The organism is Paenibacillus eucommiae, assembly GCF_017874215.1.
Lineage (GTDB): Bacteria > Bacillota > Bacilli > Paenibacillales > NBRC-103111 > Paenibacillus_AI > Paenibacillus_AI eucommiae.
Genome location: NZ_JAGGLB010000011.1, coordinates 23,063 through 41,765 on the forward strand (window position 1 = coordinate 23,063; position 18,703 = coordinate 41,765).

11 protein-coding genes are annotated in these 18,703 nt (G+C 46.3%); 3 read left to right on the forward strand and 8 right to left on the reverse strand.

Going from position 1 to position 18,703, the window contains the following annotated elements; genetic code table 11:
- Positions 1 to 320: 320 nt before the first annotated feature.
- The 5 genes from J2Z66_RS16840 to J2Z66_RS16860 form a co-directional block, all read right to left on the reverse strand.
- Entirely contained in the window at positions 321 to 4,745 is a 4,425-nt protein-coding gene (locus J2Z66_RS16840) for a DUF4838 domain-containing protein (protein ID WP_209972618.1), read from the reverse strand.
- A gap of 21 nt (positions 4,746 to 4,766) precedes the next feature.
- Positions 4,767 to 7,493: a cohesin domain-containing protein gene (locus tag J2Z66_RS16845; RefSeq protein ID WP_209972619.1), complete on the reverse strand. Its 2,727-nt coding sequence runs from the start codon at positions 7,491 to 7,493 to the stop codon at positions 4,767 to 4,769.
- A gap of 133 nt (positions 7,494 to 7,626) precedes the next feature.
- Positions 7,627 to 9,309, reverse strand: coding sequence for an extracellular solute-binding protein (locus J2Z66_RS16850; protein ID WP_209972620.1), 1,683 nt, complete (start codon positions 9,307 to 9,309; stop codon positions 7,627 to 7,629).
- A gap of 164 nt (positions 9,310 to 9,473) precedes the next feature.
- On the reverse strand, positions 9,474 to 10,979 hold the full coding sequence (locus tag J2Z66_RS16855) for a response regulator transcription factor (protein ID WP_209972621.1): 1,506 nt from the start codon (positions 10,977 to 10,979) through the stop codon (positions 9,474 to 9,476).
- Positions 10,976 to 12,775, reverse strand: a complete 1,800-nt coding sequence (locus J2Z66_RS16860) for a sensor histidine kinase (protein WP_209972622.1) — start codon at positions 12,773 to 12,775, stop codon at positions 10,976 to 10,978. The genes J2Z66_RS16855 and J2Z66_RS16860 overlap by 4 nt, the downstream gene beginning before the upstream one ends.
- A gap of 198 nt (positions 12,776 to 12,973) precedes the next feature.
- Between J2Z66_RS16860 and J2Z66_RS16865 the strand changes: the two genes are divergently transcribed.
- Both J2Z66_RS16865 and J2Z66_RS16870 read left to right on the forward strand, forming a co-directional pair.
- Positions 12,974 to 13,282: an ArsR/SmtB family transcription factor gene (locus J2Z66_RS16865; protein WP_209972623.1), complete on the forward strand. Its 309-nt coding sequence runs from the start codon at positions 12,974 to 12,976 to the stop codon at positions 13,280 to 13,282.
- 95 nt (positions 13,283 to 13,377) lie between these two features.
- On the forward strand, positions 13,378 to 14,220 hold the full coding sequence (locus J2Z66_RS16870; RefSeq protein ID WP_209972624.1) for an SDR family oxidoreductase: 843 nt from the start codon (positions 13,378 to 13,380) through the stop codon (positions 14,218 to 14,220).
- Between the two features lie 5 nt (positions 14,221 to 14,225).
- Here the strand turns inward: J2Z66_RS16870 and J2Z66_RS16875 are convergent, their stop codons facing one another.
- Positions 14,226 to 14,870: an acyl-CoA-like ligand-binding transcription factor gene (locus J2Z66_RS16875; RefSeq protein WP_446686403.1), complete on the reverse strand. Its 645-nt coding sequence runs from the start codon at positions 14,868 to 14,870 to the stop codon at positions 14,226 to 14,228.
- Positions 14,871 to 14,876: 6 nt separating this feature from the next.
- Positions 14,877 to 16,400, reverse strand: a complete 1,524-nt coding sequence (locus J2Z66_RS16880) for a DHA2 family efflux MFS transporter permease subunit (protein WP_209972625.1) — start codon at positions 16,398 to 16,400, stop codon at positions 14,877 to 14,879.
- Positions 16,401 to 16,745: 345 nt separating this feature from the next.
- On the opposite strand from J2Z66_RS16880, the gene J2Z66_RS16885 reads away from it, so the two are divergent.
- The gene (locus tag J2Z66_RS16885) at positions 16,746 to 17,612 is read left to right on the forward strand and encodes an AraC family transcriptional regulator (protein WP_209972626.1); all 867 of its coding nucleotides are present in this window, start codon (positions 16,746 to 16,748) and stop codon (positions 17,610 to 17,612) included.
- Positions 17,613 to 17,679: 67 nt separating this feature from the next.
- Here J2Z66_RS16885 and J2Z66_RS16890 read toward each other — a convergent pair whose 3' ends face one another.
- Positions 17,680 to 18,696, reverse strand: coding sequence for a phosphotransferase enzyme family protein (locus J2Z66_RS16890; RefSeq protein ID WP_209972627.1), 1,017 nt, complete (start codon positions 18,694 to 18,696; stop codon positions 17,680 to 17,682).
- Positions 18,697 to 18,703 lie beyond the last annotated feature (7 nt).

The following is an 18,703-nucleotide window of genomic DNA, read 5'->3' on the forward strand; positions in this document are numbered from 1 at the left end:
ATCGTTAAAACCTCTTTTATCCTCCCAAAGGGGCCCTCCGACCTCTTTTAGCGATGAAAATCATCATTAAGTGGCTGATTGTCCTGGAAATACGTACGTTAACGATCAAAAACATCGTTAAGTGAAGCACAAGCTACCAATTCGGGGGAGGTGGCTCTTTTAGTTCAATTAGAAAGGCTATGCCATCTTCTATACTTCATCGCTGTATCTTCTATACTTATCTCTGTAAAGTACTTAAACTTTCTTTTAAAGTGATAAGAAATACCCCGCGACATGTCGCGGGGTTGTTTCCTTCTTTGCTTTATTTCTTTTTATATCAGCTAATCCGTCATCTTATACAAAGCAACATCATCGAAATAAACTTGATCACCAGGATTAAGATTCCACGGGGTGATGCCCATTCTCAAGTTTTGGGCTGGTATTCCGTTATAATCCGGTTTGATCTCGAAAATATGCTCGAATTTCTCCCATTTGCCTTTTGTGAAAGTTACATCCACCGGGGGTGAAAGGGTACTTTCGATATTATGCTCCCAGGAAGAATCCATCATAAAATTGTAAATTTCCAGTTTGCCATTCACACCTTCTGGTACGTAATAATACAAGACCTCTTTATATATCCCTGGTGTAAGTACAATGTCTTGAAACGGCCCCGCGCCTGCATCAATCCCAGTATGCACAATGCTATAGCTGCCTGTACGTGCGACTGCTGTAGTCCGTTCTATTCTTTGAATACTGGGATCTACAGTCCATTTCCTCCAAGGCGCGAACTGACCTGGCTGCTCCTCATCTCCCGCTTCAAATGACGGGTTCTGCACCAAGTTTTTCTCGACAAGATGAATGGGGTTAAAGTGCTCTGGCCTCCAAGGTGCTCCTCCTCCCCAACCAATAAACACTTCGTGACCGTGATAATTCCGGAAGAAAAGTCCCATTAAAGTCTTTGTCTCTTGAGGGTCAACGCCAATGCCAGAGAACGGAATCACTTGAATCACATTCCAGCGGTCCTCTCCCAATCGGGCGCTAACTTCCCACTTCGTGGTTGCATCATATACCGGACCCACATTCGGCTTTTTATTGTAGTGCAAACTGAGTCCATTCGGATTCGTCATAAAGCCGGTAAAAGCTCCTTTTGGATTTCCAGTCACAAAAGTTTCATTCGAATCGTCCCCTCCGCTTCTCCACCATCCATTCGGCGTATCCTCACTCACAATCATTTTAGACATGTCACTATCAAAGTTTTCATAGCCTACATAGAGATTCACGTCATCCCACAATAAGTATACGTTCGTCTGGGCTGGTGCTTCTTTCTTCGAATCCATGACCACAAAATCGGAGAACGATGCCGCATCCACCCAAGGCCCCTCACTGAAATCAAGCGAATTTAATATTTCAGCTTTACTGGCAGTCGTTTTGACAGCCATTGCTGAAAGCTCAGTAAGGCCAATTTCCTTGATAAACTCTTTCAAAAGCTTACCGACAATCCCGTTTTCCGGCTCGGTTATCACATAGCTTTGTAAGACGGAAATCCATTTCACCTGGATACCGTCCCAAGCTCCTCCGGCACCTAGGTAGTCCGAGATTTCCAGAATCGGATCTCCTTTGAACTGATTCCTTAATTCGATCCGTTTCTTTGCCATTACAACACTTTCTTTAATAAAATCAAGCATTTTCAACGCTTCCTGTTCATTGGAAGGAACGGCTGTTTCTTCAACACGCGGATAGGAAAGTGCTGAAGCTTCGTAATATTCGAATGAGCGCAAGAGCAGCCCGGCACGTTTCTTTTGCTCATCTGTTTCTGCTTTAGCAACAACCTCTTCCAGAAGCAGCCGGCTGGCAGCCATATCTTCTGCTGTAACAGCTTCAAAATAGCTGTAGTCGCCAAAAAGCAAGAAATTAGCGCGGGGTTCACTGTTCGCCCAGCTTTTGTACCATTTCGTTTCAAATATTCGTGTTGTCCAGAACTGTTCCCATTGACTGTAATACTGCGCCAGAAGCGGTGCTGCTTCCTTACCGACTGCACGTTCGTACCATTCATTTGAAAGTTGATCGACATCTTCATTTGGATTCCATTGAAGCTTAGCCGAAACCCATGGCTTCGGACCTTCACCAAAGTTCGGAAACAGCTCCGCAACTTGCCCGATAACGCCATGATCCTGGGCATATTTATAGTTCTCAGCCATCTGATGCATATACATACGCGGCAAATTATACAGCGATCCGTACATATAATCGTAGAAGCCTAGGCTCACTGCTGCCTGCTGCCAGTTTTCCGTATGCTGTTTTCCGACCTTTTCCATAGCTGGATCGCTCCATGACATGCGGTCATCGGTAATGTAAGGAACTACATGTGGATTTAACTTCACCGTTTTTGGAGGATCGTACACATTTGCATAGGCAAGCAGCCCAAAATATTTGCCGGGATATTGCTTCAAAACGCCCTCTACAACCTTGTTAACCCATGGATAGTAAACATCAGACATATCCACGGCACCAATTGAGTTCACTTCCCCCGGATAATCAGGGTGACCTGGATCTATTTCGCAATAGATTCTACTATCATTAATCCCTAAAGAGTAGGATATTTCATCCGGATTTTTATCAAAATATTCCATGATGCGCTGGATTGCCGCTTCTGCTGTCTGGTCGTTCAAGCACGGCTGCCATTCGTAAGCATGCGTCGGCACAACCCCGCCCGGATAATACTCTGGATGGTCTTTAAATACTTTCGGATCGAACAACGTGTCCATGTTATGGTGAAATTGAAGATTATCATGCATGCGATTGCGACGCGCCCACTCTGCATTATTCCATAAGCCCCAATCTGACTCCGTACCGAAGAAGTGACGGGAGATCGTTGCGGGCTTTTCACGTACAGTTTCGGGTGAAACAGCTATCGTACGCTGCTTGGGCACATCTTCGCCGTCTGGTCCTGGCATTAACCAGATCACTCCAACGTATCGTTCAAGAAACTCGTAGACACCGAATTCTGTCCCCCATGGTGTTGGCCCGATGATTGTGATATTTTTCCCTTTGGAGTCAATAATGAATCCATCACTATACATATCCTGCAATAATGTCTGATGATTGGCATCATCTTCCGTCCGGCTAACACCGATGTAGATGTTCGCAAAATCATTATTAGAGGCTCCGCTTCCAGCCAGCTCCTGTACGGTTTTGATTTGCAGCTCTGCCCCTGTCGACTTCTTCACGTACTCCTTCAAGGTATCGGCTGCTTTACGTATTTGCTGGCCGGCATCCGTCGCAACAATAATGAAGGCACGCGCCCCACCATTCTCGACTACCGTGATCGGATTAGGCTCAACAACTGGTGTCTCACCACCGCCGCCTGTTCCTGCCCAGCTCCCTTGATATACAACTCCCGGCCCTTCTAGTAGAAGCGGCTGCTTCTCAAACGTTGTTCCCTTTGCTTTTGCACTAAGGTTTGCCTTGTCGATTTTCCCTTGTCCGAACACCTTGCTGATTGCATTCAGCATCATCGAAAGAATTGTGGCATCCTTACCTATAGTTAGGCTTGTATCCGTCGCTTCTTCCGCAACTGTTAATTTCTTAATCACACCTTTGAGAAAATCGATAGCAATCCCTTTAGCCGTGATCTGGAAATCATCGATATTGCCACCAATCAGTGTTACTTTTGAGCCTTTAGGCAGTAAATTATCCAGCTTCAACAACCTAATTCCGACTGTGTCTGCAGCATTCTGCTGCTCCAAAATAACAGGAGTCTTCACGATCAACTCAGTTATTGCCGCTTCGTCCTTCAACACAATCCTTACTGTTCCAGCTGCTTTATCTACAATTACGGTGCCTAGAACGCTGTTCTCAAAGTGTAAGCTATTCATCCCCCCACCTTTAACGGTTGTCGTTCCCGAGACCGCTACATTCCGCAGGAAAACGTCACCTTCACCGATACCTTCAGCTAACAGTAAATTACCGGTAATCTTCATATTCTGCAGGTTTATGCCCGAAGTATGAACAACGACATTGCCATTGATGGATTGAACACCGTCGGCAGGTCCGTACGTTCCTGCTTGATTATACGCTAACGCTGTTTTTGACTTTAACACACGATCCAAAGTGATGATAACCTCCGCACGTGTAATGGAGGCTTCCGGCTTAAAGCTTCCGTCCTCATAACCCTCCATAATTTGGGCGGCTGCTATAGCTGCAACGGCCCCTTTGCTCCACTGCGGAATTTGCTTCGCATCCGTAAAGGCGTTAGCAGCAGAACCCTCTTCGGTTACCTCCAATCCGAGTAAACGAGTGATGATAACAGCCGCCTCTTGTCTACTGATGGGCTGCTTCGTACCGATGGTGCCGTTGGCATAACCCTCAACATACCCTGCTTTCACCGCTTTCGCCACATCTTCGTATTCCCAGTCAGAGACAGACAAATCCGAGAAGTTGATGGGTGCTGCATCTTGAAATCCAAGAGATCTATTAATCAGCGCGATTGCTTCTCCCCGGATGACTGTACGATTCGGTTTAAACGTGCCGTCAGGATAACCTTCGATGAGACCAGATGCCATCCATTCCTTTAGTGATTTTTCTGCCCAATGCCCCTCCAGATCGGCTAACAATGCAGGAGGCGAAGAAGCAGGGGATGAAGCCGGATTTTCAATAGGATCTACTGCACCAAAAGAGATGGAGATTGTTGAACCAAAAGAGGAATAAATAAGACAAAGCATGACAAACAGAATAAAAATCTTTTTTCTTTTTATTTTCAAAGCCATGGTATACCTCCTAAAATTTCGTTACCGTGTAACCTTCTTGGCAAACGCGACTAAATCATCGATATCGATTTTGCCATCTCCATTTAAATCTACACGCTTCACCTGCTCCCAATCCGCACTGTTCGCATCTTTACCATAATGAGCTGCCATGATGGCCAAATCGCCTATTGTAACTTTATGATCATTGTTAAAGTCACCCGAAATGCCAAGTGTCACTTGAACGTTGACTGAAGACAATGCGGCCGAATATTCGGCCCCGTCACCGCCTGCCAAAGTAGCGCTTGTGATCTGAATTTCACTTGACGCTACCTGCGAAACATATTTCGCTTTGAAGGTCAGCTCGACGATATCCGCTTGACCTTTGAGCTCATTACCCGGTCCTTCACTAGCCAAAATCAATTGAAGGGATCCGGCTGGTTCTCTTACAGTCTCAAGCAGACTGACTCCCGTTTTGATGGATTTTGCCGAAACAAACTCTACGACTGCTGAATCATACTGCAGCATAATATCCTGAGCATAGACATCTTGAGAAACACTGTCTAATCCATATTTCACCTTAAACGTCGTCCCTGCAGAAACTGTGCTTGCCTCAGTCGTTAAGGAAGTAACATTCATGTCATTAATCGGGACATCCAGAGCATACAATCTGCCTTCACCTGCGGCAAAGCTGGCCGATAATATCCCGGAAGTGTTATCATAGCTGGCAGGAATGTCCAAGCCCGTTGTTTTCGAAACTTCTTTGACCGAATCTGGTTTGGAAGGTAGTGAGAATGTTACGGTACGGGAATTGGTATAATCCCGGTTAACGATAAAGACGTATTCCCGCTCATCCTGGTCCTTAAAATATCCGATAACAAGCGGCTGGGTTGAGTCAGTCGGCTGCATGAAGAAATCGGAAGGAAGCGCCACAGCAGATTCCGGCAGCGTACCAGTATGATAGACGGCCTGCGATGTGAGATCCTTAAGCGTAGGTCCGAGCTTCAGAACTTCCGCATTCAAGTTTTTCGCCCAAGTATAGGAAACATTTTGAGTTCCGTCCTGCAAAATTAAACCGTCATGGAATCCCCAGCTTCCTGGCGGTGTCCAATAAGTGAAATAGATCAGTCCTTTTGCCCCATAGGCTAGCTGTGTATACATATTAAATCTCATTTCACTTTCTGTGGGGGCACGCATCCCATTATCTAATCCGACTGATTGGACATATGCCCAAAAATTCACATTTCCCTCAAGTGATTCCTGGCGAATAAGCTCGATATTATCGAAATACTTTGCGCTGAACCCATTGCTGCTGTCAAACGGATAATGATCAAAACTAAGTACATCCGGACTCTTGCTTACCCATTCCTTGACGTGATTTTCATAAGCCGAAATACTATCGGTGAAATAAAAATCGGCATTAATGGGAGAACCATTCACATACCCGGTTCCGTCAGGAACCCAATCACCACCTACTTTCGAATGGATGACCCAGCCTACAGAATTATCAGCCCCCCCATTATGGGTCAGTTCCCAATAATAGGTCGTATCGGGCGTGACAGCCGCATTCAGCTCGAAGTCAAAAAAGATTTTTGCAGGCCCGCCAAGCATTGTCTTCGCAGCCAGCAGCGTGTTTTTTGCGGGAGAGTCCCACAGGGACATCGTTAGTGATTCATCGGCAGTCCACATCGAAGCATCGGTCCAAATTTCGATAAAATTTACCTGCGTTTGATCAGGCCTGGTTTTAAAGGTTTGACCCAGTGATTGCGAAGGGGTAACGAATTCACCACTAAATTCATCAATACCTGTATAATTTAACCAATTGGGCCAAGTACCTGTCAGGTTAATAAAAGACATATGATTCGGGTCGCTCACTTTTAACCGGTCCTGCACTTCCTTGATAAGGCTAAACGTATTACCGCCCTGCGGTTCGTCAATAATATTGTATCCAAGCAGCCCTGGATGATCTTTGTAATGCAGCGCTATTTCATCAAGAATAGTATCGGATGGTCTTTGGCCATCAAAATAAGCCCGGGTCGAAAAGTCAACATTGAACCATAGATCGCTGCTTTGAGCTGCGCCGTTCTGATAAGCCTGACCGGGAGTATACGCATCCGAACCACTCGTAATGAAAGGTAGAGCTGTAGTGCTGTTACTGGTCAACTCCATGTAGTAAATATGATTCGGAGCTATAGAAGCATAGAAATCGAAGGTCAAATATTCTGATGTAAAGGGGCCAGTAACTGTATCCGATACGTAAGGCCCGCCAATTTTACTAACTTCGTCATATAAAGTTAATGTCAACTCAGCAGTAGAGCTTAACATGGCCGGATTGATACGCAGTTGAATCGTACTCAGCCCCAGATTAGCCCCCATGTCTGGGGATTCGAAGGTTTGACCCAGCGAACTGCTGCTGCTGACATCCAAGCTGCCTCCTGCCGCTTCCTGCTCCAGCATCTCCTTGCTGTTCCATTCGAACCTTCCATCTTTCACCAGAACCTTCAGCCCGTTCGCTGCAGCCAGATCGAGAACCTTGTCATTTTCCTCAAACGTATCGACATAATTGGTCCCGACTATAAACGTGGCGTTCATATCAGCGATTTCAGCATATCTGGCATTCGTCGAGTCCGCCGCACTCGGGTTGTAGAAAATGCCAATTGGAAAAGGATCGACTGAAGTGGCATAAGTATTAGCGGCAGGGGTAATCAAGAACAGCAGCGGAGCAAGTATTGAAAATAAAACGAACCTCTTTTTTGACGGTTGTTTCGGCATTTAAATACCTCCTGAAAATTAATTTCAGTATGCCTATCTCTCCATGTATCCGTGTGTTCTATTTTCTATATGTAGCATATAACCTCCGCAAATCCCCCCTTTCGAAGCAAATTGTTCTTATCGTCTCTAATGCTTATTTGCGTTTGGCATACCACTCATTCACTTCTTTCGTGATTTGCTCCCCGCCTTGTTTCTTCCATTGCTCAACAAACTTATCAAATTCAGCAAGTGGAGCACCCTGTACAATTGTCGTCATCGTCATAATTTCCAGCTTTCGCAGGCTTTCCCACCTTTCTACCATCGTTGGAGTAGGTGTGGAAAAATACTCGTCTGAAAGAAACTGATTTTTCTTTAAATAGCCGTCCACAATGCTTGCACTGCCGTTCAAGCCCCAGATCTCATTTGCCCCCCAATTGCCATTATCTCCATTTTTGTATTTCATTGACGCACTATACAGATTACGCTGGTCGGGTGTTAGTTTGTTCAAATCGCTTTCTTCTCCCTTCAGGAATGGCGCAATTGCAAGATGATTGTTCACATTATTGAAGGCGCGGTAAAATTTGATCGGCGACATCGACCATGCCGTTGACGCACCATCGATACCAACAATAAACTCTTTGTAAATCTCTTCGGATTTATTGTTATGTTGGATATTGCTCCAAAGCTCCAGCATGTTCAGCAGAGCTTCCGGATGCGGGATACCTTTCTTGACGACCCAATAACCTGATACATTCAGTTTGTGCGGGGCCAAAGCCACTTGATTATCAACGGAAGGCATCGGATAAGATCCCCAATCTGCTTGCGGATTTATGTCTTTACTTTGTTGCAGCGGCCATGCAGGTGCATACATGGCACTATAATAAATACCTGCTTTTCCAGCGATAAGCTCCTCTATGGTTTTTCCTTCTGCCTTCATCGCAAACTCCGGATCTAACTGCCCGGCTTTAAACATACCCTGCAATTTGCCAAGTGCTGTCTTCATTTCTGGTTGGATCGAACTATAGGCGAGCTTGCCAGTCGAATCTATAAGCCATAATTCCCGGTATGCATGATATCCGCTGAAAAATCCACTGGCGGAAGACAAATCCTTATCAAGCAGCATGCCGACTGTATCATCCTTGCCGTTATCGTCCGGATCTTGAGTTGCGAACGCTTCCACAATTTTTAAAACATCCTGCATGGTTTTTGGTTCCGGCAAGTTTACCTTCTTCAACCAATCTTTGCGGACATACAGTATAGGAGCGGATTCTTTAAACGTCGCCGTCCAGGGGATGGCCATCAGCTTTCCGTCAAGCGTTGCCGATCTCATCACTTCAGGTCCGGCTTCGTCAATAAATTTTTTGACCATGTCTGGCACATAAGTGCTATACATAGTTGTAAGATCTTCAAGCAATCCAGCTTCATAAAGCTGCTTGAATTGTATCGGAGTGGCATTGAAAAAATCAGGGATGTCTCCAGATGCGATCGCCAGATTCATTTTCTGTTCGTATTGCTCAGGGGGAACACTCCAAAGGGATTTCACCTTAATCCCATAATCTTTCTCTAACCGGCGGGTCCATGGATTATTGTTTTCGTCGTCCTCAGGTGCATATTTCAATGTGGGATTCGGTAAAGTGACTGTCGTCAGTTGGATAGGGGGATCGTATTTATCTGGCAGCTTTTTAAACGTCTGGTCTGTCTGTTCCCCCTGATTCCCTTCATTTTGTTTATTGGCAATCTCTGGTGTTTGCTCCCTAACAGCTTGGCTGCTGCAACCGGATAGAATCCCAGTTACCATTAATAGGAAAGCCAATAGAACCGGCATAAATCGAACCATACTTACACGCTCCTCGTAACCTGCTTTTTCAACGCATCCGCAGATTATATGTAATATATGATCTACTTCCCATTATAAAGGGCGGCCTATCCTGAACATATACAGTAAAATTGCTAAAAAGGAACGGATCTTATCCAAAAGTAAAAAAAAGCGCCTTTGGTGCGCTAATCGGGGGATACTTCCTTGCGATATTCGGCGGGGCCGTAGCTTGTCCGTTCCTTGAAGGTTCGGCTAAAGTGTTTCCAACTGCCATATCCGACTTGTTCGGCCACTTCGTATATTTTGATCCCTGGCTCCTTCAATAGCCGTTTCGCTTCTTCCATACGCAGCTCGGTCAAGTATTCCAAAAAGGTAGTACCCGCACGTTCCCGAAACAAGCGGCTTAAATAATGAGGGCTGACGTACGTCGCTTTGCCAGCTTCAGCCAAAGACAATGGCTTGTGTAAATTTTCACGGATATATTGCTTCGCTCTGCTGAGTACTTGGCCTTCTTGTTTTTCCGGAGCGTTTTGTTCAATTAGGGCAGTAACCCATTGAAGTACGGATTCCCTTAGATCCTCAAAGCAACGTGACCAAAGCATCTTTTCCATAAAAAGGGATACATCTACTGCAGCCATGCCTCCAATATCTCTTCTATAAGGTTGAACGTTCACAGCAAGGGAAAGGAGGATCGATTCCACGCCATACAAAAGCTGATGCAGCTCCTTCCGCTGAAATAACTCGCTCAGTATGGATTGCAGCTTCTTTAAGTAACTGTCGTAATCACCTAACTCCCATGCCGAATGAAGCGTTTCTAAGTAGAGCTTTGCTGGAGCACTATCCCAAGAACCGTCCGCAGAAGAACGCCTTATCCCGCTCCCTGTCAACAGCCGTCCAAATAAGGCATGGCAAGCCTGAAGGTAATAAGTTCTTGCTTCATGCTGTGGTTGCAGCAGCGAAGAAATACCGAAGCTGACCGGAATACGAATCTTCCCGGACCAAAACCGGCTGACTTCTCCGGTAATAGCTTCTATCATTTGCTCCAAATCCACTTCTGTCTGCGCATATAAGCCTAGTACGACATTGTTTTGCTCTCTCTTGACTGTTTCTTGCAAAAAACAAACGCCTTGCCATTGTTCCATGACCTCACTCACAGATTTGTGAAACAGCCAGGCAAGTGTTATGGGCTGCCCGAATTCCTTCGCCCGCGGACTCGCCGTTTCATCAGGATCCCCAACCACGACTGCTTTACAAGGAGCTTCCTCATGAATAAACTGCTCCCAGGTCCAGTGTATGGTTTTCTTCTGTTTTTGGTTATAGCCTTTTTTCGCCCTCTTGAGAGATAGCAGCAGTTCATCTCCGCCGATTGGCTTGAGCAAATAATCCGTTGCCCCATAACGCAATGCCTGTTGTACATAGGTAAATTCTTCGTATCCGCTAAGGATAATGACCTGCACATCCGGGTAACGTTCCGTCACGGTTTGTGTAAGAATTAAACCATCCATACCTGGCATCCGTACATCTGAGATCACCAGGTCCACCTGCTTGGTCATCAATACATCCAGCGCAGCATAACCGTCGCTGCAAACCGCAACGACTTCCGCGTCAATCCCGGTATCATGCAGCTGGCTTACCATAACCCGTAAACCCTCTCGAATTTCTTCCTCGTCATCCACAATCACGATGTTCATCCTATAGGTTCAACTCCTTGTGTTGGTTTTGGAATGGGAAACCTCAGAGTGACAATCGTCCCGGACCCTTCCGCGCTATCCACATGCAATTCCCCGAGCTCCCCGTATATCAGCTTGATTCTTTGATACACATTCGTTAGTCCGATACGGTTCTCGGAGGCGGCTCCCACTCTCATCGCATCAAAGACTTGTTCCAATCGTTCGGAGGACATTCCTTTGCCTTCGTCTATCACATGTATAACCATCCCCTGCTCTTCAATCCGCATGCGAACCAAGATCTGAATCGAGAAATCGTAATCGGAAATCCCGTGTTTAATGGCATTCTCCACAAGCGGCTGGATCAAAAAGCTTGGCATCACGCAGTCCAAACACTCAGGCTGAACGTCAAAATCCACCTGCAGGCGATTGCCGAATCGCAGCTTCTCGATACTTATTAAATGCGATATAAACGTTAACTCCTGGCTGGCGGGTACCAAATCAGCCAAATGCGAGGCCTGATAACGGACAATACGTCCGAGTGCCACCAAAGCATTTTCCGCTTTGTCCGGCTGTTCCCTGACTAGTGTCATTCGGATCGTTTCCAGCACATTGTATAAAAAATGCGGATTCATCTGGCTTTGCAGCGCGCGAATTTCCGCCTCCTGGCGCAGCAGCTTCGATTCAAGCACCTCCTGGTCCAGCGTATGAATGCGTGAGGTCATGTCCCGGAATGCTATCGATAAATGACCTATTTCATCTCTTTGTTCGTTGCTGTCTTTACTTGGTGCCGTGGACAAATCAAGCTTCCGCAATTGCATGCTGAGCGTACGCAGCCGATTGGTCATACCGTATGTAACAAAAGAGGCCACGATAGCTGCCAAGGCAATGCCCGCTATTGTCCAGATGACAGATCTCGATAGCACAGAGGTAGTCCGTTCACTTAAATTCGCAAGAGGAATTGTGCTGACTACTTTCCAGCCGCTATTTGCGGACCGGTTATAACTGATTAAATACTCCTGCTTCCCGAAGGAAACCAGTTGAGATCCGGAGTCAGCATTCATTCCATCCGGAAATAGTCCTTCCAGCGGCTGCCATACCATACCTGACTTCCCCGATGTGGACGAATAGACGACCTTGTTTTGCCGATCGACAATATCAAGTAAAGCACCCTTGCCAAAATCGGCCTGCTGCACAACCTTTCTTACCGTGTCGAGTGAACAAAGCAGCATCATGACGCCTGCCATCTTTCCTTCTGGGTCATACACCGGCTGCGCTATGGTGAAATTCTCCGATTCACTCCCAATAAAGTGCTGCTTTACAATGCCTAAGATGGACGGATCGTTCTCCTGTGCTTCCAGCTCCTTAAACCATGGTTCATTCTCATAGGCGGCATCGATCCAGCTAGCCCCCTCTGCCGACCGTACAAACGCACTGCCCGATTTGGTATACAGAACGATGCCGACCATAGACTGGTTCAACTTAAACGTATGCAAAATATCCCTGTCATTCCCGCCTTGCTCCAAATTATCGAAGAAACCTTGCAAAAACTGATTATAAGGCGGCGTCAAAATAGTGCGATAAACCGAAAGCATTTCTTCCACATAAGCATCCAAATTATTATTTACTTGCGACAGCATCCGCGGGACAAATTCCTCGATCTGTTCCTGCATGGATTTGCGATACAGCACATACGAGTGAATGCCCAAGAGGGAAACAACAACGGTTACCAGTAGGCAAAAGATGATAGACAATTTTAATGCAAAGGGCCAGTTTGTATATGTCCAACCTTTCCCGTTCAACGTCGTGAAATTTCGCAAGTAGGGTTGACCTCCTTTTTTTTCCAATATTCAGACCCTGTTAAACTTTATTCTACTAGTATAGGATGAAAACCTGCTGCCCTACATATAATTCAATGCCTATCATTCATAACAGATTTGACATCATAAAAGTTAATAGCTACAATCCTGAATATAGATATGCTTAATTTCATTTACCGATCGAGGTGAGATAGGCCAATGCAAAGTATTGACCTCAAAGATTTGAAAAGCGTGACCAGGTTCCTTACTGCATTTGGAGATCCGATACGGATTCAAATTCTTACCCTGTTAGGAAAAGATGGCCGAAGCAATGTGGGCGAAATCGCCAGTCATTTTGAGTTAAGCCGACCGGCCATCTCCCATCATTTGAAGGTTCTTCGTGATGCCAATATTGTCGATAGTCAGAAAATAGGCCAAGAGGTTTATTACTGGTTCGCTGGAGATAGTGTTGTTGCCAGCTTTCGTACGCTTGCAGATATGGCGGAAACTTTTCGCTGTGGTGAGTAGGCGTGTTTTTTAAAGCATTATGTAAATATATTTAAACGTATTTATATATTTTTTCTGGAATGTATCTGGAATGTATAATGAGGGGGAGCTTGACAATGAAAGAGAAAATTTGCATGGTGACTGGCGCAAACAAGGGAATGGGGAAAGCAGCCGCTCTTGAATTTGCTAAACAGGGGGCAACGGTAATCATGGTATGCCGCAACCCTCAATTAGGCAAGGTCGCTCAGGACGAAATCAAGCGGCTTTCAGGCAGTAAAACTGTCGAACTGTTTATAGCCGATCTATCCTCCCAGCAGTCGGTTCGCAAATTCGTTGAACAATTTCAAAGTAAGCATTCGAAGCTGCACGTTCTGTTCAACAATGCAGGCGGACTTTTTACGGAGAATCACATATTAAGTGTGGACAACATTGAAATGAACCTTGGCGTTAATTATTTCTCAACCTTTTTGCTTACCAATTTGCTGCTCGACAGGCTGATCGCCAGCGGATCTGGCCGGATCATACATACTTCATCGATGATGATGGCCAAATCACTGAATTGGGACGCTTTTACGGGTAAACAAACCCTTTCCCCCATGAAAATGTATGGCCTTTCTAAGCTCGCTATAGTTCTGTACACTTATAAGCTTGCGCGCAAATTGGCAGGTACTGGTGTAACAGTGAATGCCCTGCATCCAGGATTTGTACATACGGACAATGCTACGAACTCATTTCCTAAAATGCTCCGCCCGTTAATGACCATTTTCAAACCGTTTGTGCTTACACCTGAGCAAGGATCGCAAACCGCACTGTACCTGGCTTCATCACCAGAGGTCGAAGGCATCACGGGCAAATATTTCGTTAAGAAAAAAGAAAAGTCTTCCGTACCCATCTCCTATGATGAGGCTTTACAAGAACGTGTCTGGACATACAGTGCCGAGTTGACCGGCTCAGAGTGATGCATTTATAACGGTAGGCCAGCCTCCAGCTGGCTCAAGCCTTCATCCAGCAAGCTGGAAAAATCCGCATCGGGATTCTCCGCATAGTAAAGCATCGCCGAGAAGTTCACACCGATTACCGCCCCGGCCAAGGTACGCACTGCCAAGTCATCCGGTTTACGACCGGCGCGTTTCGCTACCATCTCCGCAATCATCTCCATCGTCTGGGTCAGATTGTTCAGCACCGCCGCCCGGAGCTCGGGCACCATCATGATAAGCTGGTTTCGTTCACGCATCGTAGCCAACTCTTCGGCAGACATGTCGGTCATTCCCGAAAGAATAGCTCCCTTCACTGCCTGAAGCGGACTCAGATGGGATGGTTGTTCTTCAAATGCTGCGATAAGGAGAGGGTCGTAGTTGTCTGTAATCAGCACTTCCTCCTTGGTCGAAAAGTAGCGAAAGAACGTGCTGGGAGAGATCTCCGCAGTCTCCGCAATTTGTTCCACAGTCGTGGCCTGATAGCCAAACTCGCGAAAAAGCCGCAGCGCATGCATTTGAACTGCTGCCATCGTTTTGGCTTTTTTGCGCTCACGTAGTCCGGGAGTGGGTTTAGCCGAGCGGATCGACTGAACTGATTGTATCGCTGGATTTGATTTACTATTGGATGACACCTTAATTCACTCCCCCATGTTCATTTGCCTGAATTCCGGTTTCCCGTCTTTATTTACCCTCAGCCGCAAGAAGGTCAAAGTTAATAGGAATCCAAGCGCGGCAAGTCCCCCGCAAACCCACAGCATCGTATCCATCCCGTGAATGAAAGCGGCGTGCACCGAATCGAGCAATACCCGCGAGTTGAGCTGCCCGGCGGCGGCGGTGCCTGCCGATACACTTCGGCGCACCTCCTCTGCAACATTGCCAGGTAATCCGTCAACATCAAGTATATCACGATACCCTGTGCTAAGCACGGTACCTAAGACGGCTACCCCAATCGCCCCTCCCACATTACGAAGTGTCATGATAAGTGCTGAGCCAACGCCACTCGTTTCGGCCGAAAGTGCAGACATCGCCACATCCATGGCAGCTGGCAGCACGAACCCGATCCCAAGTCCGACCATGCTTATCCATAAGGAAGCAAAGACATATCCATGTTCCATGCCTGTTTGCGCTCCGATAACAAAACCTGCGATGAGCAGCAAGAAACCAAATGCGATGGTTAATTGTGCCCCAAGCCTGGGCTTGATCCGATCACCTATTTGAGCTCCGATCAGTAGACCGCCTACAATTGGCAGCAGTCGCAGTCCGGTGCCTAGCGCATCCGCACCCCCGACCGCTTGGAAATATTGCGGTGTAACAAACAACAGCCCAAACATGGCAAAGGAAACAATCGTTGCCAAAATCGATCCCCAAGTGAAGCTTGCTGAACGAAACAATGAAAGGTCTATGAGCGGGTGACTGGTGCGCTGCTCCCAGCGTATAAAACCGATAAGAACAGCCGCACCCGCAAGGATCATAGCGAGAGATGCCGGATCGCCCCAACCTTTCTCTCCCGCTTCAATTACACCGTAAGTTACACCCACCAAACCAAGGCTTGACGCCAGCGTTCCGATGAGATCTACCCGCTGACTCACCGCACTTCGGGATTCCGGCAGCAGTATGCTTACTGCGATGAGACCCAAGATAATGATTGGAACGTTAATCAGGAACACAGAACCCCACCAGTAGTTGTTAAGCAGCCATCCTCCCAAAATGGGCCCAAGCGGAATACCAATCGAATTAGCTGTCACCCAAATTCCGATCGCCTTTGGCCGTTCCTTTTCAGTGAATAAAACTGGAATGATAGACATAGACAACGGCAGCATAAAAGCAGCGCCAAGACCCAGAAGAGCGCGTCCAGCGATCAGCTCCCCGGCAGAATCGGCATAGGCGCATACCCCTGAGGCTACACCAAACAGAATTAATGCGACAATTAGCATTTTTTTGCGGCCTAAGCGATCTCCAAGCAATCCTGCAGGCAGCAGCACCGCTGCCAGAACAAGATTGTAAGCATCGGCAAACCATTGAAGTTCTCCGTTGGTTGCGTGCAAATCTGTTGCCAGCGTAGGAAGTGCTAAATTGAGAACAGTCAAATCTAAACCAACCGTAAGCAGACAAATAGCAAGTGCACCCAGCACCCACCATTTGCGATTTCCTTGAGCATTCATGACAGTTACCACCTTTCAACATAAACTATATAATGACACTTTATTTCATTTGATAGTTTATGTCAAATTATTGTTTTAGCGACGTGTACAAGTAAGTGTGCAAAAAGAAAAAACATTCCCTGAAAGAAATCGTTCTCATCTTAATTTTTAAATAAATAACCCCCAGTGCTATAATTAGGAATAGCTATCATGGTTTAGTATTGCGTCAGAGCTGATCCTGCTAATACCTACTAATATAGGCATATAAGGCATGCCTGGCCATACAAATCAGAACCTGTTCATCGAAAGCACACAATGACAGGATTGTTCAATACGTAAGTGATAGGATGAATAACAGAGGAGGTGATGCGGTTGGAATGGTTGCTGAGGATGAAAGATGCACTTGATCTCATGGAGAAAAGAATGGAAGATCAACTCGATATCGAAGAAATTGCCAAGGCGGCTTATGTGTCCACTTTCCATTTTCAACGAATGTTCAATATGCTGACTGGTATGACAGTGGGCGAATATATTCGCAAACGCAAACTTACACTAGCGGCGCAGGAGCTGGCAATGACATCCTCCAAGGTCGTCGATGTAGCACTTAAATACGGCTATGAAACACCGGAGTCCTTCGCCAAAGCATTTCGTAGAATCCATGGCATTTCGCCATCAGAAGCCCGAAATCCTGGAGTCAGCCTTAAAGCGTTCCCCCGCATCTCCTTCCAGCTATCTCTAAAAGGAGACAAAGACATGGATTATCGAATTGTAGAAAAAGAGGCATTCAATGTCGTCGGCAAGTCTTATGATGTAACATGCAGGGATGGAGAAAATTTGCGCCAAATCCCTATATTCTGGCAGGAGTGCCAACTTAATGGCACCATTGCCAAGCTGGGTTCCATGGGAACCGACGAACGATTGCTTGGAATCTGCCTGGATATGCAGCCAGATCAAGAAAATTTCAGTTATATGATCGCCAGTGAAACTAATCTCACGTCCCCTGAGGATGGGCTCTCCTTACGTACAATCCCAGCTTCTACCTGGGCCATATTCACTTCTGTCGGACCCATACCCGGAGCCATTCAAAACGTTTTTCAACGCATTTTTCAAGAGTGGTTCCCCGCTACCGGATATGAACATTCTGGGGCTCCCGAGATGGAGGTATATCCTATGGGAGATACAACTGCGGAGGACTATCAGTGCGAGGTTTGGATTCCTATTTTGAAAAAGTAAATTAAAAAGGCCGCTGCATAATGCATTATGCAGTTGGCCTTTTTACATAAACTAATTGTATCAGGACTTACCACTCACCATACAACTCGTCCAACTCCCACCACCGATCTGTGAGCCAGATCATCTCCTCAGCAAATCGTTGGATTGGAACGCTGAAGTCATCCATATCCGTTTTTAACCACCAATGGGCTTCCCGGCACCATACAAGCTTTAACGCCAACGGCAGCAATCCCTTCTGAAAAGGTCGTTCCTCCCGGTAGCCGGCCAGGAAAGCGCCCGCAGGTTCAGGACGCAGTTCCCCGCCATGCAGTGCGCAGGACAAAAGTCCTCTGGCAACATCAATTTCTGAATAGGCGAATTGAACGGTGTCAAAATCAACAAATTTAACTTCCCCGTTTTCTCTTACGAGCATATTGTCGACCCATAAATCCCAGTGCGCCCAACCCGGCTGGAACACGTCGAACATCGATACATCCAGATCGGACATAATAAGTCCCTGCCGTTCAATAGCTTGACTCGCCCTGTGTGCCGGGGTGTTTCGTTCCAAGGCTTTCTTGCGGTTGTCCAGCCATTTTTCACTCATATCAGTCAATGAAGGACTCCATGCTTCTCCATCCATCGGAAAACGGGATAGCACTTGATGCATCTTCCCGGTATTTTTCCCCAGCTTGTACATAATGGATGATTCCACTTGACCGGCTAAGAGAGGCTTTCCATCGAAATACTCCATAACCACATAAAAATGACCCGATTCCGATTGACAAATATGCGATCCCTCCGATTCCTCCTGAACCCATACACCGGGGCACACACCAGACAGATCAGAAAGCAAGTGCTGAAAGGAGAGCGAACGCGCAATTTTCAAGTACCGGCTGGATTCCGTTAATTTGTAGCGCTTCGGATGATAACATTTGATAAACAGCTTCCCTGAGCTTGTCGTAACGATCCATTTCATATTGTATAAACCCAAAAAAACAGGAACATAAGAATGAATGCTTAACCCAAACTTATGGGTAAAATGTCTAAACACTTCTTCGCGGACCGTTTGGTCCTCCGTTACTCGGGATTCATTAGGTATTGTCATCAAACAC